This window comes from Inquilinus sp. (assembly GCF_057815775.1).
In genome coordinates this window covers 1-5,100 of sequence record NZ_JBYRFX010000918.1, presented here as the reverse complement: position 1 = coordinate 5,100, position 5,100 = coordinate 1, and the positions used below count along the sequence as shown (strand labels likewise).

The window sequence follows — 5,100 nt, the reverse complement described above, 5'->3', positions numbered from 1 at the left end:
TCACCACCGAGGCCCTCGATCAGGTCCTTGCCGGACGACCCCAGCAGCAGGTCGGCGCCCTCGGTCGCGGTCAGCGAGATCCGGAAGACATCGGTTCCCGGGCTGTCGCCGCCGGGCAGCAGGTTGGTCGCGTCGCTGGAGAACGCCACGGTGTGGCCGTCGGCACTGATCACGGCGTGGAATGAATCCCCGTTCGCCTGGCTGCCGTCGAAGGCCAGCGACAGGCGGGTGGTGGTGCCGGTCAGGGCATCGTAGAGGAAGACATCCGATTTGCCGTTGGTGTCGCCGTCGACCAGATTGTCCGCGCTGCTGGTGAACACCATGAAGCGGCCGTCGCCCGAGATCGAGACGTCGGAGGACAGGCCGTCGGACTGGCCGCCTCCGGTTGCGACCGAGATCCGGATCGTGGTGCCCAGCACGGTGTCGCGCAAGAAGATGTCCTGCACGCCGTTGGTGTCGCCGGCCACCAGGTTGCTCGCTTCGCTCTCGAAGGCCACGTAGCGGCCATCCCCGGAGATCTCGGCGTTTCTGGTGAAGGGGCTGTTGGCCGCCCCGCCATCGGCTGCGACCGCGATGTCCGTTGTGGTGTTCAACACCAGATCGTGCAGCAAGATCGTATAGTTTGAATGTGGACCGTAGCCGATGAACGTGACGAACCGATCATTGGCCGACAGCGAGGCGTCTACCTGGGACACGCTTGCGCCGGGAGCGATCAGGGTGGTCGTCCCGAGCCTCATATCCCGCAGGTACAGCCCGAGCTCGTCTCCAACACCGCCGAAAAAATGTGCGGGACCAGAGAGCAAGAGAAAGTTCCCATCTTGCGATATCTTGCCTTCCACAGGGTCGGCGTATTGAAATGTGCCGTCTTGATAAAACCCGGTCGTCTGGGCCAGTGTCTGCGTCGTCCCGTCTTCGCGATCGAACATATAGAGATAGTTGTTGTCGAGCAGGTCGCCGCCCCCGTCATCCGACCGCACGTTGACGCTGTAGACGACATATCTGTCGTCATCGGAGAACGACAGGGCTTGAGGGGTCGTGGTGGTGTAGGGCGGGGTCGATGTGACGGGCAGGTCGAGGATCGCGGTCCCGTGCGCGTCGACGATCGCGATACCGGCTCCCCCGGTGAACACGTTGCTCGGCCCATACAGCCCGACCAGGCTGCCATCGCCGGAGATCGAGCCGGCATAGAGATCCGTGTCCTTGCCGGTGGTCAAGCTGGTCAAAGACGAGAGGTTGAGCGTCGTCATGGGATCGCTTCCTTCTGAATCGATAAATGCGTCGGCACCTTGGGGCCGAAATGAAACCTGGGAAAATATGGCTTAATTTGCAGCCATCGCCGGCCGGCGGCAACCCCTGCTGCCTACGGAAACGGTTAACCTCAGGCTTCAGGCCGACGCGATGCAAATTCTTCACGGCATTCGCGATAGCCAATCGAGTTTCCGAGCGCGCCTTGTCTCGACGAGAGGTCCGGTCGGAACCAACCGATCCTCACCTCACAACCACTCGGGCCCATTGACGGGACGGTTCAGACTAACGGGCGGTGGTGCCTGCGCCTGAAGGTCGCTGCACCGCGATCAATTGCAGATCAGCTTTTGGGAGCTTCGAAGATGTTGTCCGCTTCGGAGCAGCCGAAAGGCCCTGGGTCGTCCGGAAAAGGGACAGGCCGTGTGAAAACGCCAGGCTGTATCTCCTGTGAGCAATTCTGCTACCGAGTAGGGCGCTGTCCAGAATCTTTCGCGATCCTGCGGCATCCCCTCTCAATATAAGATTGCGCGACAGTGCTCACCAATCGGGTTTTCACACAGCCTCGGGACGAAGCGGCCATAAGCGGACGGCCCACCGGCGTCTCCAGTCCGGACGTCCTCCCGATCTGGCCGTCGTTGTCACTTCTCGGCTGATGTTGGTCAGTTGAAGGGCACCAAAACCGGACACAGCTTCAAGTCATAAGCAGACGTCGCGTCGAGCCCCAACACCGGACCTTGCGCGGATCCGATGCATTCAGCCCACGCCCGTTTCACCCGCTGCGCCAAGGCCGGGGGCTGGGAGAAAGTCTACACCGAGCTGATCAAATACGGCTGGCGCCGCATCGCAGCTCGTGGCCGTCGGATGGGAAGCCGCAGCCCGGAGCGGCCCGGTAGCCGGCGTCCAGCACCGCCCAGTCGTTCAGAATTCGTGCTTCCAGCGCGCCCGTGCCTGCAGCAACAGGGCCGTGCCCTGGTGCTGGTGATGGTGGTGCTGATGCGGGCGCACAGGCCGCTGGCCAGGCTCTCGATCGTCATCGCCCCGGCCGCCGTGGCCCAGCGCGGCGATGCGCGGGCTGCCGAGGCCGGCAACATGGTGGACGAAGGCGAAAACGACCTCTTCGCCATGACGCTATGACCGGGCACGCTCAAAACAGACGTCGCCCCATCAGCTCGCGCTGCTGCGAACAATAGCTATCCGAGTCAGCCTCGACCGATTTCAATCCACAATCTCGAGCACGATCGCTTCACAGGAACGACGTCGCCACGGCCGGGAGTTCCTCGAGGGCGTGCGCCGCGAAGTCGAGCGCCCGCTGCACGGCGGCGCGCGACGCCGGCCCGCCGAAGCAGATGCGGACCGCTTCCGGCGGGCTGCCGGTCACGGTGAAGGCATCGCTGGCGACCACGCCGATCCCCGTGGTCCGCATGTGCCCGATGAAGGCCTAGCGCGTCCAACCCTCCGGCAGGGGCAGCCAGATGTTGAAGCTGACGGGATCGCCCTTGAAGCTTCCCGGCGGCAGGGCTTGGCGCGTGATCGCCTGACGTGCCGCGGCCTCCATCCGGATGAAGCGCAGCAGGCTGTCGGCCGTGCCGTCCTCGATCCAGCGCGTCGCCAGAGCGACGGTCAGCGGCGAGGCCATCACCGTCGCCGAGCGCACGGCCGCGGCGAAGGCCCAGCCGGACCGGGCGTCGGGGGCCACGACATAGGCCACGCGCATACCGGCGCCGATACATTTGGCCAGCCCCGCCACGTACCAGGTGATGTCGGGCGCGACCGAGGCCAGCGGCCCCGGCGCATGGGACGGGATGAAGCCATAGGCATCATCCTCGACGATCGGCACACCCCAGCGCCGGGCGATCGCGGCGATCACCTCGCGCCGCTTCTGCGACATGGTCAGCGTGGTCGGGTTCTGCAGGGTCGGGTTGAGATAGAGCGCCTTGGGCGACAGTTTCGAACAGGCGGCGGAGAACGCGTCCGGATCGATGCCCTCGTCATCCATGGGCAGGCCGACCAGCGACAGGGTGAGCTGTGCCGCGATCGACCGGATGCCGGGATAGGTGATGCCTTCGCTCAGCACCACCTGCCCGGGCTTGGCCAAGATGCCGAGGATGCCGAGCAGGGCGGGATGCGCCCCGGGCGTGATGAAGATGCGCTCCTGCGCCGGGACCAGCCCGCGGCGACTGAGCCAGAGCGACGCCGCCTCCTTGTCGAGCGGGCCGCCGCCGAAACCCTGGTAGCGCATCAGCGACACCAAATCCCGCCCGACCATCTCCAGCCCGGCCTGCATGCGCTCGATCAGCTGCGGGTCGTCGGGCTCCGGCGGCAGGTTCATGGAAAGGTCGACCGCGTCGGGCCGGGGCCGTGATGCAGGGGCCGGGGCGGCCCTGGCCTTCGGCCCGCTCTGCACGAAGGTGCCCTGGCCCTGGCGGGATTCGATCAGCCCGCGCTTCTGTGCCTCGACATAGCCCCGCGCCACCGTCGTGAAATCGACCCCCAGCCGTTCCGCCAGCTTGCGCTGCGGCGGCAGGCGATCGCCGGTCACCAGCTTGCCGGACTGGATATCGGCGGCGATGCGGTCGGCAAGGGCGAGATAGCGCGGCCGATCGGAGATCGAGAGGTCGGGGGTCCAGTCGTACATCATGCGCGATCGGTTGATGAAGGCAGGTTGACTGTATCGTGTTGCAGGCGGTGTTGCCATGCCGGTGCAGCAAAATTACTTCGCATTATTGACTGCATTTTTGAATGCATCATTCATCTTAATCGCTTATTGCAACCAGCCGGCTTTCGGCTGATTTGCTCAGAGTTTTCCCATTCCGTGTCCTCAAAATGAGCAGAATCATGCTCGATAGACAGGCATTATGACTGCATAATTGTATGTATATAGATTGCGATCAGACGCGCAAGTGACGGAATCCAATGACTGGCATATTGCTTGCATCACCTGTCTCCGACGCTGCGGTCGCTGCCGCAGTCCAATTCCGCTTCGGAGAGGTGAGCCATGCCAGCCGTGACCAAGCCCGCGAACCAGAAGGGTGATTTCCTCGTCGATTACGAAACCAAGGTTTTCGAGGACGTCAAAGCCGCCCCGGGCGAGAAGGCCCTCGTCACCTTCCACACCGTCGCCTTCGAGGGCTCGATCGGTCTCGTCAATCTCCTCCAGACCTCGCGCCTCATCCAGAAGGGGTTCGAGACCTCGGTCCTTCTCTATGGCCCGGGCGTGACCCTCGGCGTCCAGCGCGGCTTTCCCAAGCTCGGCGACGAGGCCTTCCCGGGGCATCTCAACTTCAACAACCGCATCGAGAAGATCATGACCGACGGCGGCAAGGTCTATGCCTGCCGCTTCGCCCTGCAGGCGCTGTACGGGCATGGCGAGGGCGCGCTGATCCCCGGGGTGATCCCGATCAACCCGCTCGACGTTCTCGACATCGTCCTCCTGCACCGCCGGGAGAACGCCTTCATCCTCGACACCTGGACGCTCTGAGGCGCGGACCGATGCGGCCGGCCCCACGGCCGCATCGGTCATAGGAGAGAGAGCCGCAATGGTTGCGAAAACCACGGTCCGCGTCGCCGCGGTCCAGATCGCCCCCGACCTGACCTCGCGCGAAAAGACGATGGCCAAGGTCATGAACGCGATCGCCGACGCTGCGGACAAGGGGGCCGAGCTGCTCGTCTTTCCCGAGACTTTCGTGCCCTGGTACCCCTAGTTCTCCTTTGTGCTGCCGCCGGTCCTCACGCGACGTGAGCATCTGCGCCTCTACGAGGAAGCGGTCGTTGTGCCGGGGCCGGAGACCGAGGCGGTCGGCACGGCCGCGCGCCGGCACGGCATGGTGATCGTGCTCGGCGTCAACGAGCGCGACC

The 5,100-nt window shown here is 64.4% G+C and carries 5 protein-coding genes and 1 pseudogene; 3 read left to right on the top strand and 3 right to left on the bottom strand.

What is annotated here, in order from left to right; translation table 11 throughout:
* On the bottom strand, positions 1 to 1,247 hold a 1,247-nt coding region (locus tag AC3XYG_RS32805), incomplete at its 3' end, for a TolB family protein (protein WP_489144086.1).
* Positions 1,248 to 1,992: 745 nt separating this feature from the next.
* Between AC3XYG_RS32805 and AC3XYG_RS32800 the strand changes: the two genes are divergently transcribed.
* The gene (locus AC3XYG_RS32800; protein WP_489144085.1) at positions 1,993 to 2,379 is read left to right on the top strand and encodes a hypothetical protein; all 387 of its coding nucleotides are present in this window, start codon (positions 1,993 to 1,995) and stop codon (positions 2,377 to 2,379) included.
* Between the two features lie 109 nt (positions 2,380 to 2,488).
* Here AC3XYG_RS32800 and AC3XYG_RS32795 read toward each other — a convergent pair whose 3' ends face one another.
* Both AC3XYG_RS32795 and AC3XYG_RS32790 read right to left on the bottom strand, forming a co-directional pair.
* Entirely contained in the window at positions 2,489 to 2,668 is a 180-nt protein-coding gene (locus AC3XYG_RS32795; RefSeq protein WP_489144084.1) for a hypothetical protein, read from the bottom strand.
* A 15-nt stretch (positions 2,669 to 2,683) separates the two neighbouring features.
* Positions 2,684 to 3,883 carry an aminotransferase-like domain-containing protein gene (locus AC3XYG_RS32790; protein WP_489144083.1) on the bottom strand — a complete coding sequence of 400 codons (1,200 nt, stop codon included), beginning with the start codon at positions 3,881 to 3,883 and terminating at the stop codon, positions 2,684 to 2,686.
* A gap of 357 nt (positions 3,884 to 4,240) precedes the next feature.
* Here AC3XYG_RS32790 and AC3XYG_RS32785 point away from each other — a divergent pair, with 357 nt between their 5' ends.
* Together AC3XYG_RS32785 and AC3XYG_RS32780 are read left to right on the top strand one after the other, a co-directional pair.
* On the top strand, positions 4,241 to 4,723 hold the full coding sequence (locus tag AC3XYG_RS32785) for an MSMEG_0572/Sll0783 family nitrogen starvation response protein (RefSeq protein ID WP_489144082.1): 483 nt from the start codon (positions 4,241 to 4,243) through the stop codon (positions 4,721 to 4,723).
* A 58-nt stretch (positions 4,724 to 4,781) separates the two neighbouring features.
* Positions 4,782 to 5,100 (top strand): annotated as a pseudogene (locus AC3XYG_RS32780) (nitrilase-related carbon-nitrogen hydrolase); the annotation flags it as partial.